The following is a 13,286-nucleotide window of genomic DNA, read 5'->3' as shown; positions in this document are numbered from 1 at the left end:
ACATACCGAATGGCAAAAGACGACGTCATACAGATGCAGGGCGAGATTCTTGAGAATCTCCCAAATGCAACATTTCGAGTGAAGCTGGAGAACGGACACGTGGTGCTCGGGCATATTTCAGGTAAAATGCGGATGAATTATATTCGCATTCTCCCTGGAGACAAGGTGACGGTGGAGTTAACGCCGTACGACCTGAGCCGAGCCCGCATTGTGTTCCGTACCAAGTAACACACTGAATCAAACCAAAGAAGCGAAAGAAAGAGCCCAAAAATGAAAGTTCTCGCATCAGTCAAGCGGATCTGCCGCAACTGCAAGATCATCAAGCGCAAAGGCGTAGTCCGCGTTATCTGCGTGGAACCACGTCACAAGCAGCGTCAAGGTTAATCGAGGAATAACAAATGGCACGTATTGCAGGGGTTAATATCCCAAATCATCAGCATACCGTTATCGGCCTGACGGCCATCTACGGTGTGGGCCGTCCACGCGCAGAGAAAATCTGTGCATCGACCGGTGTAGCAACCAACAAAAAGATCAAAGATCTGGATGACAGCGAACTGGAAAAACTGCGCGATGAAGTAGGTAAATTCATCGTCGAAGGCGATCTGCGTCGTGAACTGTCCATGAACATCAAGCGTTTGATGGATCTGGGTTGCTACCGCGGCATGCGTCATCGTAAGGGTCTGCCTTGCCGTGGCCAGCGTACGCGTACGAACGCACGTACCCGCAAGGGACCGCGTAAAGCCGCTCAATCGCTGAAAAAATAATCCGCTAGGGAATAATTATGGCTAAGTCGCAAAATAACGCCGCATCAGCACGCGTGCGTAAAAAAGTTAAAAAGAACGTCGCTGAAGGCATCGCGCATGTCCACGCTTCGTTCAATAACACCATCATTACCATCACCGATCGTCAAGGCAATGCCTTGTCGTGGGCTACCTCCGGCGGTGCAGGCTTCAAGGGTTCGCGTAAATCGACCCCGTTCGCAGCGCAGGTCGCCGCGGAAGCCGCTGGTAAAGTGGCTGTTGAGTGTGGCGTGAAGAACCTGGAAGTGCGTATCAAGGGCCCAGGTCCTGGTCGTGAATCCGCCGTTCGCGCGCTGAACAACCTGGGTATCAAGATCACCGAGATCCAGGACGTGACGCCGGTACCGCACAACGGTTGCCGTCCACCGAAACGTCGTCGTATCTAAGATAGTGTTGCAGAGGGCGCTTCGGCGCCAGCTGCTTTGCTGTCTGTTGTAACTCAGTACAGTTGTGTGAAAACGCTGGAGCAGGGAGCCGGAAACGGTTATACTGCCCGGCTGTTCTTGCCTGTCAAATCCTGTTTGACGGGTTTTTCGTTTTCAGCCACCGTCTGATTGAAACCAAATCAGACTAGCGCCTAACCGCATCAGTGTGTTTGATCATGCATGTGGCTGGGGCGTTATCATTTAAAAAAGGAAGTATCGTGGCACGTTATATCGGACCTAAAGCAAAACTTTCCCGCCGTGAAGGTACAGACCTGTTCCTGAAGAGCGCCCGTCGCTCGCTGGACAGCAAGTGCAAACTGGACGTCAAGCCAGGCCAGCACGGTGTCAAATCCGGCGCCCGCACCTCGGACTACGGTAACCAACTGCGCGAAAAGCAAAAAGTCAAGCGCATGTACGGCGTGCTGGAACGTCAATTCCGCCGCTACTTCGCTGAAGCAGACCGTCGTAAAGGCAACACCGGCGAAACGCTGTTGAAGTTGCTGGAAACGCGTCTGGACAACGTTTGCTACCGCATGGGCTTTGGCTCGACCCGCGCTGAAGCGCGTCAATTGGTCAGCCACAAAGCGTTCACCGTGAACGGTATCGTTGTGAACATCGCTTCGTACTCGGTCAAAGTTGGCGACATCATCGCTGTTCGTGAAAAATCGAAAAAGCAAGTGCGTATCGTTGAAGCACTGTCGCTGGCTGAACAAGTTGGCATGCCTAGCTGGGTTTCGGTTGATGCCAAGAAAATGGAAGGTACCTTCAAGTCCCTGCCAGAGCGTAACGAAATCGCTAACGACGTCAACGAATCGCTGATCGTCGAGCTGTACTCGCGTTAATAGTAGTCAGTAGCAAGATCTCCGCCCACTTTGCTTTTGTAAAGTGGGCGTTTCACTAATGCCATCAGCCTTATCGGTGTAATGAGCCGAGGGTATTGAAAAGGACATTTCATGCAAAACAGTTTGTTGAAGCCACGTATTATCGATGTTGAAGCTCTCGGTGCAGGTCACGCCAAGGTCGTGATGGAACCGTTCGAGCGCGGCTATGGCCACACATTGGGTAACGCGTTGCGCCGCGTTCTGCTGTCGTCGATGGTGGGCTACGCGCCGACCGAAGTGACGATCGCCGGCGTCGTCCACGAATATTCCTCCCTCGATGGCGTGCAAGAAGACGTCGTCGATCTGTTGCTGAACTTGAAGGGTGTGGTTTTCAAAGTCCACAACCGCGATTCGGTAACCCTGACCCTGAAAAAGAAGGCGAAGGCGCGATCCTGGCCTCCGACATCGACCTGCCGCATGACGTCGAACTGATCAACCCTGACCACGTGATCGCCCACCTGACCGCTGGTGGCAAGCTGGACATGCAGATCAAGGTTGAAAAAGGCCGCGGCTACGTTCCTGGTAACGTGCGTCGCCTGTCGGAAGACACGAACAAGACCATCGGCCGCATCATCCTCGATGCATCGTTCTCGCCAGTGCGCCGCGTATCGTACTTCGTTGAATCGGCCCGCGTTGAACAGCGTACTGACCTGGACAAGCTGATCATCAACATCGAAACCAACGGCGTCATCTCGCCGGAAGAAGCGATCCGCCAGTCGGCCCGCGTCCTGGTGGACCAGTTGAATGTGTTCGCTGCCCTGGAAGGCACGGAAGCTGCCGCCGAAGCGCCATCGCGCGCTCCGCTGGTCGATCCTATCCTGTTGCGTCCAGTCGACGACCTGGAGTTGACCGTGCGTTCGGCGAACTGCCTGAAAGCGGAAAACATCTACTACATCGGCGACCTGATCCAACGTTCGGAAAACGAACTGCTGAAAACGCCAAACCTGGGCCGCAAGTCCCTGAACGAAATCAAGGAAGTGCTGGCATCGCGCGGCTTGACCTTGGGCATGAAGCTGGAAAACTGGCCGCCTGCCGGCCTGGAAAAGTAATTCGTAGTCGTAGCAAACTGCCTGGGACAGGTGTCCCAGGCTTTTATTTTGTAGTACCAAACCGGTCCGCGGCTAGTCGGGGTCTCCCGCCCAGCCGATCGAAGAACTGGATTTAAACACTCACCGAAAGGATTTATCATGCGTCACGGTCACGGCCTCCGTAAACTGAATCGTACCTCGTCCCACCGTCTGGCAATGCTGCGCAACATGACAGTATCGCTGCTGCGTCACGAAGCGATCAAAACCACCCTGCCAAAAGCAAAAGAACTGCGCCGCGTTGTCGAGCCAATTCTGACCCTGGGCAAAACCGACTCCCTGGCAAACAAGCGTCTGGCCTTCAACCGCTTGCGCGACCGCGAAATGGTCGTCAAGCTGTTCGCTGAACTGGGCCCACGTTTTGCCAACCGTAACGGTGGTTATGTGCGTATCCTGAAAATGGGTTTCCGCGTCGGCGATAACGCTCCTATGGCGTTCGTTGAACTGATGGATCGTCCAGATACGACCGAAGCAGTTGAAGTTGCTGGCGAGTAATCCCGGTAATTGCATCTGAGAAAGCCAGGCCTAGCCTGGCTTTTTTGTTTTCTGCTGCAGCTATCCTTGCTGCGGTGTACTATTCTTCTTTCGCGCCGGCCCGGCACAAGCGCTGCCTGCTCCGCGCGTCCTCCGTCGAATGGTCGAAAAGGTAGTTCATGTCCCGTTTCCCCTCCAGCGCCTCCGCGCGCGCCGCTCCACTACATCAACTGCTGATCTGGCTTGCCGCCTGTTTGCTGCTGGCCATGGCCGTCTTCGGCGCCAGTTATGCCCGCGCCGACGATGAATTCCTCGATCCGGAACTGGCTTTCAAGTTTTCCGCCCGCATGCAGGATCCGTCCACCATCGCCGTCACCTATGTGATCGCCGATGGCTACTATATGTACCACGAGCGCTTCAAGTTCGAGGCCGTGGGCGCCAAACTGGGCGCACCCGTGTATCCCGCCGGCAAGGTCAAGTTCGACGACACCTTCCAGAAGAACGTGGAAACCTTCCGCAAGACCCTGACCATCACCATTCCCGTCGAGGCGGCCGGCGCGTTCACCCTGAAAGCGACGGGACAGGGCTGCTCCGACAAGGGCCTGTGCTATGCGCCGCAGGATGCGACAGCCCAGCTGGTGGGCGGGGGCGGCGGCCAGAGCGTGGCGCCCGGCGCGGGCCTGCCGTCGAAATTCGCCCTGCCGGCCGCGCCGGCAGTCGACACGGCGGCCGTCAACGGCCCGCAGGCGCAGGCGTCGCCCGGCGTGTCCGTGCTGAGCATTCCCCAGGCCGATATCACCAGCACGCCCGAGCCGGCCGCGGCGGCCCCCGTGGCGGCAAGCGCCGCGCCCGCGCAAAGCGAGATGGGCAAGATCGAAGCGGCCTTAAAGGGTGGCAAGTTGCTCGTCATCGTGCCCCTGTTCATGCTGCTGGGCCTGGGCCTGGCGTTTACGCCGTGCGTGCTGCCGATGGTGCCGATTTTGTCGTCGATCATCATCGGCGATGGCGCCAAGGTCAGCCGCTCGCGCGGCTTGCTGCTGTCGCTGACGTACGCGCTGGGCATGGCCATCGTCTACACGGCACTGGGCGTGGCGGCCGGCCTGGCGGGCGAAGGCTTGGCGGCGCAACTGCAAAACCCGTGGGTACTGGGCTTCTTTGCCCTGTTGATGGCGGGCCTGGCGCTGTCGATGTTCGGTTTGTATGAGCTGCAAGTGCCGGCTTTCCTGCAAGGCAAGCTGACGAGCGTATCGAACCAGCAATCGTCGGGCCGCCTGGCGGGCGTGTTCGTGATGGGCGCCATTTCCGCCCTGATCGTGGGACCCTGCGTGGCCGCGCCGCTGGCCGGCGCCTTGCTGTACATCAGCCAGACGCGCGACGTCGTCATCGGCGGCAGCGCCTTGTTTGCCATGGCGGTGGGCATGAGCGTGCCTCTGCTGCTGGTCGGCGTGTCGGCCGGTACCTTGCTGCCCCGCGCCGGCGCGTGGATGGACGCCGTCAAGCGCTTCTTTGGCGTACTGCAGCTGGGCGTGGCCTGGTGGCTGGTCTCGCCCGTGCTGCCGGGCGCCGTGCAGATGCTGGGCTGGACGGTCTTGTTCGTCGGCTACGGCATGTATCTGTTGGTGGGCAAGAGCGGCGCGCAGAACGCCTGGATCGCCAAGGCTTTCGGCCTCGTATTTGCCGTGCTGGGCGCGATGCAGCTGGTTGGCGTAGCCAGCGGTGGCCGCGACCCGCTGGCGCCGCTGGCGCACCTGGGTGGTGGCCAGGTGCACGCGCAACCGTTTACGCGTGTGAAAACCGTGGCGCAGCTCGATGCGGCATTGACACAGCTCAATGGCAAGCCAGCCTTGCTGGACTTTTATGCCGACTGGTGCGTGTCGTGCATCGAGATGGAAAAGCTGACCTTCGTCGATCCCGCCGTGCGCGCGAAGATGGGACAAGCCGTGCTGCTGCAGGTGGACGTGACGGCCAATGATGCGGATGACAAAGCCATGCTGAAACGTTTTCAGCTGTTCGGCCCGCCGGGCATCATCATGTTCAACCCGCAGGGGCAGGAGATCGCCCAGTCGCGTGTGATCGGCTTCCAGAACGCTGCCACCTTCCTGACTTCCTTGCGCAAGCTCGACGAGTAGGACGGGCAGGTCGGGTAGGTCGGGGTAGGTCGGGTTAGCCCGCCAGGGCGTAACCCGACACCACCGCACACGTCAACGTTGTCGGATTACGGTCCTGCGGACCTAATTCGACCTACGTTCAGCCTGCTTTATGATGACCACCGCGATGGCCGCCATGCTTGCCGCCCGGCACGCTGTCATCAAACACTTTCTTTTGCTCCGGCGTCAGCACGGCATAGAAGGTTTTCAGCGAGGCCAGGCGGCTTTCCTGGCTGGCGATGCGTTCCTTCGACATGGCGATCCATTGCTCCATGCGCTCCGGCGCCGACAGCTTGGCCATCGCTTCGCGCTTGGCTTTCCAGTCGCCCATCGGTTTTTTCGGCGCGCTGGCGGCCGTGAACGTGGCCCAGGCCGGTTCCTGCGCGGCCGTCAGCTTCAGCTTGTCGTGCAGGCGGGCCTGGTACTTGGCCATGCGTTCGGCCGGGTTGCTTGCGCGGTGCTGGCCGCGCTGGCCTTCATGTTGCATCTTGGTGCCGGCGGCAGGCGCGCTGGCGGCCGCTTCCTGGGCGTGGACGGTCAGCGATGCCGCACCCATGCCGAGTACGCTCATGGCGATGATCAAATTCTTGCGCAAGGTTGTCATTGAGGCGTTCATCTGGATTCCTTTGTAAAAGTGAGGGATGTGCATGCTGCTGCACATGAAGCCATGTTGGACGCGCCATGTTTCCCCGAAGTGTCCGCTGCCAGACAGTTTGTATCTATATGTTTCTTCGGGTCTTCTATATACAAGACGATACAAATGCGTTGTGCAAGGGCAGGGGAAGTGGGGATAATTCGTACCATGGAACCCACTTCTACAATTCTCATCGTCGACGACGACCGCGATATCCGCAGCTTGCTGGCGGACTACCTGGAAACGAATGCCTACCGCACCCTGGGCGCGGCAGATGGCACGGCCATGTGGAAAATCCTCGATGAAACGCGGCCCGATCTGATCGTGCTCGATTTGAACCTGCCAGGCGACGACGGCCTGACCTTGTGCCGCAAGCTGCGCGCCCAATCGACGGTGCCGGTGATCATGTTGACGGCGCGCAATGAGCCGCTGGACCGCATCCTGGGCCTGGAAATGGGCGCCGACGATTATCTGCCGAAACCGTTCGAGCCCCGTGAATTGCTGGCGCGCATACGCAGCGTGCTGCGCCGCAGCCACGCCATGCCGTCGAACGTGCCGTCGGACAAGGCCCAGCAAATCCGTTTTTCCGGCTGGACGCTGGACCTCACGGCGCGCCACCTGCTCAATCCCAGCGGCCTGGTGATCATGCTGTCGGGCGCGGAATTCCGTTTGCTGCGCGTCTTCCTGGAACACCCGAACCGCGTGCTCAACCGCGACCAGCTGCTGAACCTGACGCAGGGCCGCGACGCCGACCCGTTCGACCGCTCGATCGATATCCAGATCAGCCGCCTGCGGCAAAAGCTCGGTGAAGATGCCCGTTTGCCGCAGATCATCAAGACCGTGCGCAACGGCGGCTACGTGCTGGCCGGTCAGGTCAATGTGGAGCCGCACGCGTGAAGGCCTTCCTGGGATCGATGACGGGCCGTGTCTTCATGTTTTTGCTGATCGGCATCGTCGCTTCGGCCGCGCTGACGCAGTGGCTGGCCGTGGGCGAACGCCAGCGCGCCATCGAACAATACCGCGATTACCATGCCGTCGAGCGGGCCGAGCAGCTGGTGATGGCGGCCGACGTGGTGCCGCTGGCCTCGCGCGCCGCCTACCTGAAGGTGGCCAACAAGGGCAGCGTGCGTCTGGAATTGCGTCCCGACACGGAACATACGCCCGGCGCGCCGACGGAATTTTCCACCGCCCTGCAAGCCAAGCTGGGCGAGGGTTTCAAGGTCAGCGCGCTGGCCGAACGCCCGGACGCCTGCGTCAAGCCGCGCCAGTCGCCGGGCAAGTTCGGCGCCAAGCCATGGGGCGGTACCTGCGAAAACCTCGACGTGCGCATGCAGGATGGCCACGTGCTGCGCCTGATGGTCTTGCCGCCGCGCCAGCAGCCGCCGTTCAATGAACACAACGACTGGATGACCCTGCTGCCTTTCCTGATCAGCATCGCCATCCTGGCCTACCTCGTCACGCGCATGACCATGCGCCCGCTCAAGCAGCTGGCGCAGGCGGCGAAAGACCTGGGCAATGACATCAACCACCCGCCGCTGACCCTGTCCGGGGCCAGCGAGATCCGCCAGGCCAGCGCCGCCTTCAATGCCATGCAGGCGCGCATCCGCCAGCACATTTCCCAGCGCACGCAAATGCTGGCCGCCATCACGCACGATTTGCAGACGCCGCTGACGCGCCTGCGTCTGCGTCTGGAGAAAGTGGCGGATACGGAACTGCATGACCGCCTGGTGGGCGACCTGTCGGCCATGCAGAGCATGGTCAAGGAAGGGCTGGACCTGGCCCGCTCGATGGATAGCACGGAAGCGATGCAGGCGCTCGATCTCGATTCCCTGTTGGATAGCGTCTGCTCCGACGCGGCCGATGCCGGCCAGAAAGTCACCCTCAGTGGACAGGCAGGCATGGCCTTGATGGCGCGCCCGATCGCCATGCGGCGCTGCCTGGTGAACTTGATCGATAATGCCGTCAAATACGGCCAGTACGCGCAGGTGACCGTCGAGCGCATCGCCGGTGCCGCACGCATCCGCATCCGCGATGGCGGGCCGGGTATTGCGCCCGATCAACTGGCCAAGGTGTTCGAACCGTTTTACCGGATAGAAACCTCGCGCTCGCGCGAATCGGGCGGCACGGGCCTGGGCCTGACCATCGCGCGCAATATCGCCGAGCAGCATGGCGCCACGGTCTTGCTGGCCAATCATGTCGACGGTGGACTGGAAGTCACCCTCATCGTGCCAGAGTATTACGCAGGAAAGTGAGCATTTCCATGCGACAATATTGCGCGTTAGGCCTCCCTGGCAACTACATTCAACCTGCAGCCCTGCGCTGCGACAGCGTGACAGAACAATGAAAAAGACTAGTCTGGCAATCCTCGTGGGTGCTGCCCTGTGTATCGGTGGCGGCATCTGGTATTTCAATCATCAGCCAGGCAAAGCAGCCGCTGGGCAGGATGGCAAAGGGGGCAAGGGCGGGCAGGCGCCGACGACGGTGAGCGTGGTAGCGCCCGTGCGCCAGGACGTGCCGATGCTGCTGCAAGCCAATGGCAGCGTGACGCCGATCAGCAGCGTCGACCTGCATCCGCAGACGACCAGCACGATTACCAAGGTGCACATCCGCGAAGGCCAGTTCGTCAAGCAGGGCGAGCTGATGTTCACGCTGGACGCCCGCAGCGAGCACGCGAATGTCGATAAGGCGCAGGCGCAGGTGCTGCGTGACCGCGCCTCGGTAGCCGATCTCGAACGCCAGCTTAAGCGCAACCAGGATTTGCTGAGCAAGAATTTCATCGCCCAGGGCGCCGTGGACACCCTGCAAAGCCAGCTCGACGCGGCACGCGCCTTGCTGGCCGCTGACCAGGCCGCCTTGCGCGCCGCCCAGGTCGACTCCAGCTACACCGTCTTGCGCGCGCCGCAGAGCGGCCGCGTGGGCGCCATCAATGTGTATCCGGGCAGCCTGGTGCAGCCGGCCACGTCGCTGACCAGCATCACCCAGCTTGACCCGATCGACGTGGTCTTTACCTTGCCGGAAAGCAGTCTGTCGGGCTTGCTGGCGGCGCAGAAGGCGGGCGAGGTGCCTGTCAAGGCGCTGCTGTCGGACGCGGGCGGCAAGCAGTTGGAAGGTAGACTGAACTTTATCGACAATGCCGTCGATCCCGCCACCGGCGTGATCAAGGTCAAGGCCCGCTTCAACAATGGCGGCACCGACCTGTGGCCAGGCCAGTACGTGAATACGCAGCTGACCGTGCGCACCCTCAAGGATGCGCTCGTCATTCCGCAAAACGCCATCATCACGAGCACCACCGGCACCTTTGTGTACGCGATGGAGGCGGACAACACAGCCAGGATGCGCAAGATTGCCCGCGTGTATGCATTCGGACCGAGCGCCGTCGTCACCGGCTTGGCGGGCGATGAAAAAGTCATCGTCGACGGCAAGCAGAACTTGCGCCCGGGTAGCAAGGTGCGCCTGGCGGAAAAACACAAGGCCGCCGACGGTGCCGCCGCACCGCAGGGCAAGCCAGCATGAACCTGTCCGAACTGAGCATCCGCCGCCCCGTCATGGTGGTGCTGCTATCCCTCTCCATCATCCTGGCCGGCGTGCTGGCCTACCTGCAAATTCCCGTGGCGGCGTTGCCGAGCTACAACACGCCCGTCATCAACGTCAGCGCCGACCTGGCTGGTGCCAGCCCGGAAACCATGGCGTCCTCGGTGGCCTTGCCGCTGGAAAAGCAGTTTTCCACCATTTCAGGCTTGAGCCTGATTACCTCCACGAGTACCCTGGGCAATACCTCGCTGACCCTGGAGTTTGACGCCAGCATCAATGTCAACGAGGCGGCCGTCGACGTGCAGGCGGCCCTGCTGCGCGCGCAGCGCCAGTTGCCGACGGAAATGACGGACTTGCCGTCTTACCGCAAGGTCAATCCGGCCGATGCGCCGGTGCTGTTCATCCAGATGACGTCGCCCTCGCTGAACTTGTCGGACCTCAACGATTATGCGGAAAACCTGATCGCGCCCAGCCTGTCGACCTTGCCCGGCGTAGCCCAGGTCATCGTCAATGGCCAGAAACGCTTCGCCGTGCGCGTACGGGCCCGTGCCGACCTGATGAATGCGCGCAACCTGACGATGGACGAGCTGGCTGTTGCCTTGCGCACCTCGAACACGAATTCCCCACTGGGCATCCTTGACGGCCCCAGCCAGACCCTGACCATCCAGGGCAATCCGCAAATGATGAAAGCGGCCGATTTTGCCGAACTGATCGTTGCCAGCCGCAATGGCCAGCCCGTGCGTCTGAAAGACGTGGCCGAGGTGGAAGACAGCTTTCAATCGATCAAGTCCGTCGGCAGTTTCAATGGCGAGCGCTCGATCAGCCTGATGGTGCAGCGCCAGCCGGACGCCAACACCGTGCAAGTGGTCGACGGCGTGCGCCGTCTGTTGCCCGGTTTCAAGGAGCAATTGCCGCAGTCGATACAGATCAGCCTGGTCAACGACCGTTCGCTGTCGATCCGCGAAGCCATCCACGACGTCAATCTGACTCTGGCCCTGACGGTGGTGCTGGTGGTGCTCGTGATCTTTTTGTTCCTGCACCGCGCGGCAGCCACCTTCATTCCGGCCGTCACCATGCCGATCTCGCTGCTCGGCGCGCTGGCCCTGCTGTACTGGCTCGGCTACAGCCTCGACAACGTGTCCCTGCTGGGCATCACCCTGGCCGTCGGCCTCGTCGTCGACGATGCCATCGTGGTGCTGGAAAACATCGTGCGCCATATCGAGATGGGCAAGAAACCGATACGCGCGGCCCTGGAAGGGGCGAAAGAGATGGGCTTTACCATCATCTCGATTTCCGTTTCGCTGGTGGCCGTGTTCATTCCCATCTTCTTCATGCCGGGCGTGATCGGCTTGCTGTTCCACGAGTTTGCCGTCGTCGTCTCGCTGGCCGTGCTGGTGTCCGCCGTCGTGTCGCTGACCCTGGTGCCGATGCTGGCCAGCCGCTTCCTGCCGGCCGATTCGCGCGAGCACAATGACAGCGACCCCAGCCATGGCGAGAAAACCTTCATCGGCCGCCATTTCGAAGCGGGTTTCACGAAATTGCGCAACGGCTATGTGCATCTGCTCGACAAGGCCCTGGCGCACCGCAACGTGGTGCTGTTCGTTGCCGTATGCACCTTTGCGCTGACGGTGCTGCTGTACGCGACCATTCCCAAAGGTTTCTTCCCCGAGGAAGACCTGGGCCAGATCCAGGTGAATACGGAAGCGTCTGAAGACATCTCATCTGCGGCATTGCAGGACTTGCAAGCGCGCGTGGCGGCCGTGCTCAAGGCGGACCCGAGCGTGCAGGACGTCACGTCGTTCGTCGGCGGCGGCAACACGGGCCGCATGTTCATGGTGCTGAAACCGCGCAACGAACGGCCGGAAATGCCCGTGGTGCTGGAAAACCTGCGCCGCGCGACGAGCGCCGTGCCCGGCATGGCCGTGTATTTCCGTCCCGTGCAAAACTTGCAGCTGGGCGGACGCCAGAGCAAGAGCCGCTACCAGTACACTTTGCAAAGCGTCAGTCCCGACGCCTTGAATGACTGGGCGGAAAAGTTTATTGCAGGCATGCGCGCCGACCCGGCCTTCCGCGACGTCACCAGCGATTCGCAGATCAAGGGCTTGCAGGCGTCGCTCCGGATCGACCGCGACAAGGCCAATCTGCTGGGTGTGCAGATGTCCGACATCCGCACGGCCCTGTACAGCGCCTTTGGCGAGCGGCAAGTATCGACCATCTATTCCTCGGCGGCCAGCTATTACGTGATCCTGGAAGCGGCCACGGCGGACCGCCAGTATGACGATGCGCTCACGCGCGTCTCCGTGCGCAGCAAGTCGGGCGAGCTGGTGAAACTGTCGAGTATTGCTTATGTGGAACGCACGATCGGTCCCACCTCCGTCAATCACCAGGGGCAGCTGCAAGCCGTGACCATCGCCTTCAACCTGGCGCCGGACGTGCCGCTGGGCATCGCCACAGGCAAGATCGACGCGATGGCCAAGGACATGAGCTTGCCGGCCTCCATCATCACGCGCTATGGCGGCGACGCGGCCGTGTTCCAGAGCTCGCAATCGAGCCAGATCATCCTCATCATTGCCGCGCTGGGCGTGATCTATGTGCTGCTCGGCGTGCTGTATGAAAGCTATATCCACCCGCTGACCATCCTGGCCGGCTTGCCGTCGGCGGCCGTGGGGGCGCTGCTGACCCTGCGCCTGTTCGGCATGGACCTGACCATGATTGCCATCATCGGCATTTTGATGCTGATCGGCATCGTCAAGAAAAACGCCATCATGATGATCGACTTCGCCCTGCATGCGCAGCGCAATGAAGGCATGAGCCCGCCTGAAGCCATCCGCCAGGCCTGCATCCTGCGTTTTCGTCCCATCATGATGACGACGGCGGCGGCCCTGATGGGCGCCTTGCCGATCGCCCTGGGCCTGGGCGCCGGCGCCGAGCTGCGCCAGCCGCTGGGCCTGGCCGTGGTCGGTGGATTGCTGTTTTCGCAAGTGATTACCCTGTTCATCACCCCCGTCATCTATTTGTTCCTGGACAAGTACAGCGGCACGGGGCCGATGACGGACGAGCAACTGGTGGCGCTCGACAACCAGGCCTGAGCCGCCACACGGCCCCTACCGGCGCCCCGTTCCTCAGTGAATGCGGCGCCGGTTTTGTATGGGCGGTGATACATACGGTAACAACCGTCAAGGGACGGCTCGGGTACTCTGGTCAGCGCTGCAAGGAATGTCGCTATCCTGTACGCTTCGGGTTGGAAAGGCCGAGGAAGTGTTCCCAAAAGCAAGGGACTCTGGCACTATGGCTGCCCTGTAATGTTAT

Annotated in this window: 12 protein-coding genes and 1 pseudogene; 12 read left to right on the top strand and 1 reads right to left on the bottom strand. The window is 60.8% G+C overall.

Annotated features, from left to right (window positions below; translation table 11 throughout):
* Positions 1-9 precede the first annotated feature (9 nt).
* The 8 genes and pseudogenes from infA (at position 10) to dsbD (ending at position 5,794) form a co-directional block, all read left to right on the top strand.
* Positions 10-228, top strand: a complete 219-nt coding sequence (infA, locus tag ACRHIG_RS01060) for a translation initiation factor IF-1 (protein WP_005663428.1) — start codon at positions 10-12, stop codon at positions 226-228.
* 42 nt (positions 229-270) lie between these two features.
* Positions 271-384 carry a 50S ribosomal protein L36 gene (gene rpmJ, locus ACRHIG_RS01055; protein ID WP_010394471.1) on the top strand — a complete coding sequence of 38 codons (114 nt, stop codon included), beginning with the start codon at positions 271-273 and terminating at the stop codon, positions 382-384.
* 14 nt (positions 385-398) lie between these two features.
* Positions 399-764, top strand: a complete 366-nt coding sequence (gene rpsM / locus ACRHIG_RS01050; protein WP_046681666.1) for a 30S ribosomal protein S13 — start codon at positions 399-401, stop codon at positions 762-764.
* A 17-nt stretch (positions 765-781) separates the two neighbouring features.
* The gene (gene rpsK, locus ACRHIG_RS01045) at positions 782-1,186 is read left to right on the top strand and encodes a 30S ribosomal protein S11 (protein ID WP_010394475.1); all 405 of its coding nucleotides are present in this window, start codon (positions 782-784) and stop codon (positions 1,184-1,186) included.
* Positions 1,187-1,443: 257 nt separating this feature from the next.
* Complete coding sequence (gene rpsD / locus ACRHIG_RS01040; protein ID WP_038496998.1) at positions 1,444-2,067, top strand: 30S ribosomal protein S4; 624 nt, start codon at positions 1,444-1,446, stop codon at positions 2,065-2,067.
* Between the two features lie 111 nt (positions 2,068-2,178).
* A pseudogene (locus tag ACRHIG_RS01035) lies at positions 2,179-3,155 on the top strand (DNA-directed RNA polymerase subunit alpha).
* Positions 3,156-3,293: 138 nt separating this feature from the next.
* The gene (gene rplQ / locus ACRHIG_RS01030) at positions 3,294-3,686 is read left to right on the top strand and encodes a 50S ribosomal protein L17 (RefSeq protein WP_034753219.1); all 393 of its coding nucleotides are present in this window, start codon (positions 3,294-3,296) and stop codon (positions 3,684-3,686) included.
* 158 nt (positions 3,687-3,844) lie between these two features.
* Positions 3,845-5,794 carry a protein-disulfide reductase DsbD gene (gene dsbD / locus ACRHIG_RS01025; protein ID WP_489629142.1) on the top strand — a complete coding sequence of 650 codons (1,950 nt, stop codon included), beginning with the start codon at positions 3,845-3,847 and terminating at the stop codon, positions 5,792-5,794.
* 118 nt (positions 5,795-5,912) lie between these two features.
* On the opposite strand, the gene ACRHIG_RS01020 is transcribed toward dsbD, so the two are convergent.
* Positions 5,913-6,428: a Spy/CpxP family protein refolding chaperone gene (locus ACRHIG_RS01020; RefSeq protein ID WP_489629141.1), complete on the bottom strand. Its 516-nt coding sequence runs from the start codon at positions 6,426-6,428 to the stop codon at positions 5,913-5,915.
* 186 nt (positions 6,429-6,614) lie between these two features.
* Here ACRHIG_RS01020 and ACRHIG_RS01015 point away from each other — a divergent pair, with 186 nt between their 5' ends.
* From ACRHIG_RS01015 to ACRHIG_RS01000, 4 genes are all read left to right on the top strand, one after another.
* Positions 6,615-7,343, top strand: coding sequence for a response regulator (locus tag ACRHIG_RS01015; protein WP_034753223.1), 729 nt, complete (start codon positions 6,615-6,617; stop codon positions 7,341-7,343).
* The gene (locus tag ACRHIG_RS01010) at positions 7,340-8,698 is read left to right on the top strand and encodes an ATP-binding protein (protein ID WP_475413743.1); all 1,359 of its coding nucleotides are present in this window, start codon (positions 7,340-7,342) and stop codon (positions 8,696-8,698) included. Before ACRHIG_RS01015 ends, ACRHIG_RS01010 begins: the two co-directional genes overlap by 4 nt.
* Before the next feature lie 88 nt (positions 8,699-8,786).
* Positions 8,787-9,959 carry an efflux RND transporter periplasmic adaptor subunit gene (locus tag ACRHIG_RS01005; protein ID WP_475413744.1) on the top strand — a complete coding sequence of 391 codons (1,173 nt, stop codon included), beginning with the start codon at positions 8,787-8,789 and terminating at the stop codon, positions 9,957-9,959.
* Entirely contained in the window at positions 9,956-13,066 is a 3,111-nt protein-coding gene (locus ACRHIG_RS01000; RefSeq protein ID WP_489629140.1) for an efflux RND transporter permease subunit, read from the top strand. Before ACRHIG_RS01005 ends, ACRHIG_RS01000 begins: the two co-directional genes overlap by 4 nt.
* Positions 13,067-13,286 lie beyond the last annotated feature (220 nt).

Source organism: Janthinobacterium sp. C22 (genome assembly GCF_057919405.1).
Note: the sequence above shows the minus strand (reverse complement) of the source record. Positions and strands in the feature narration are given on the sequence as shown.

Coding starts and splice junctions, on each gene's coding strand:
- infA (WP_005663428.1), top strand. CDS start 10: ATGGCAAAAGACGACGTCATACAGATGCAGGGCGAGATTCTTGAGAAT.
- rpmJ (WP_010394471.1), top strand. CDS start 271: ATGAAAGTTCTCGCATCAGTCAAGCGGATCTGCCGCAACTGCAAGATC.
- rpsM (WP_046681666.1), top strand. CDS start 399: ATGGCACGTATTGCAGGGGTTAATATCCCAAATCATCAGCATACCGTT.
- rpsK (WP_010394475.1), top strand. CDS start 782: ATGGCTAAGTCGCAAAATAACGCCGCATCAGCACGCGTGCGTAAAAAA.
- rplQ (WP_034753219.1), top strand. CDS start 3,294: ATGCGTCACGGTCACGGCCTCCGTAAACTGAATCGTACCTCGTCCCAC.
- dsbD (WP_489629142.1), top strand. CDS start 3,845: ATGTCCCGTTTCCCCTCCAGCGCCTCCGCGCGCGCCGCTCCACTACAT.
- ACRHIG_RS01020 (WP_489629141.1), bottom strand. CDS start 6,428: ATGAACGCCTCAATGACAACCTTGCGCAAGAATTTGATCATCGCCATG.
- ACRHIG_RS01015 (WP_034753223.1), top strand. CDS start 6,615: ATGGAACCCACTTCTACAATTCTCATCGTCGACGACGACCGCGATATC.
- ACRHIG_RS01005 (WP_475413744.1), top strand. CDS start 8,787: ATGAAAAAGACTAGTCTGGCAATCCTCGTGGGTGCTGCCCTGTGTATC.
- ACRHIG_RS01000 (WP_489629140.1), top strand. CDS start 9,956: ATGAACCTGTCCGAACTGAGCATCCGCCGCCCCGTCATGGTGGTGCTG.